The organism is Stenotrophomonas sp. NPDC077659, assembly GCF_050268705.1.
Lineage (GTDB): Bacteria > Pseudomonadota > Gammaproteobacteria > Xanthomonadales > Xanthomonadaceae > Stenotrophomonas.
Window position 1 is genome coordinate 4,833 of the sequence record NZ_JBNNHG010000193.1, and the last position, 938, is coordinate 5,770.

At 68.0% G+C, this 938-nt stretch carries 1 protein-coding gene; it reads right to left on the bottom strand.

Annotation, left to right across the window (positions count from 1 at the left end; genetic code table 11):
* Nucleotides 1-301: 301 nt before the first annotated feature.
* Nucleotides 302-938: N-acetylmuramoyl-L-alanine amidase (locus tag ACQKDV_RS17970; RefSeq protein WP_427785555.1), on the bottom strand; the 637-nt coding region annotated here is incomplete at its 5' end.

The following is a 938-nucleotide window of genomic DNA, read 5'->3' on the forward strand; positions in this document are numbered from 1 at the left end:
CATAAACCCCGTGCTGCGCGCGGTAGAGTCGACCGTTGGTCGACTGCGCGGTACCGGAAACATGAACCCCGCGCCGCGCGCGGTAGAGTCGACCGTTGGTCGACTGCGCGGTACCGGAAACATGAACCCCGCGCCGCGCGCGTAGTCGACCAACGGTCGACTCTACCGGCAGGGGTTATTTGCTGCCGCCGGCCATTGTGGCGGCGGCATCGATCTCGGCCTGGGTGCAGGCCGCGTGTCGACTTCGCGGCGCCGGAAACATGAACCGCGCGCCACGCGCGCAGTCGACCACCGGTCGACTCTACTTGCTGCCGCCGGCCATCGTGGCGGCGGCGTCGATCTCGGCCTGGGCACGGGCCGCGTACAGCGTCCCCGGCGGCGGCTGCCGGCTGAAGAAGGTGTGCACGCCATCCAGCACCGCGCCCGCCACCTTGCGCTGGTAGGCCGGGTCGGTCAGGCGGCGCTCTTCATCCGGGTTGGAGATGAAGGCGGTCTCCACCAGCATCGCCGGCATGTCCGAGGTGCGCAGCACGGCGAAATTGGCGCGTTCCAGGTTCGGCTTGTGATTGTTGCCGATCCGCTTCAAGCCACCCAGCACATGCCCGGCGGCGTCTTCGGAGGCCTTCATGTAACCGCTCTGGGCCAGATCCAGCAGCACGTTGGCCAGCGTGCCCTCGGTCTGCTGCAGGCGCACGCCACCCACCAGGTCGGCCGCGTTTTCCTTGTCCGCCAGCCAGCGCGCACGCTGCGAGGAGGCACCCTTGGTGGACAGCACGTACACCGACGAACCCGTGGCCGAGCGGTTCTCGGCGGCATCGGCGTGGATCGAAATGAAGATATCGGCCTTGTTCGCACGCGCCTTCTGCGCACGCATCGGCAGCGGGATGAACACGTCGCTGTCGCGGGTCAGATAGGCCTTCAGGCCCGGCGTGGCGTTG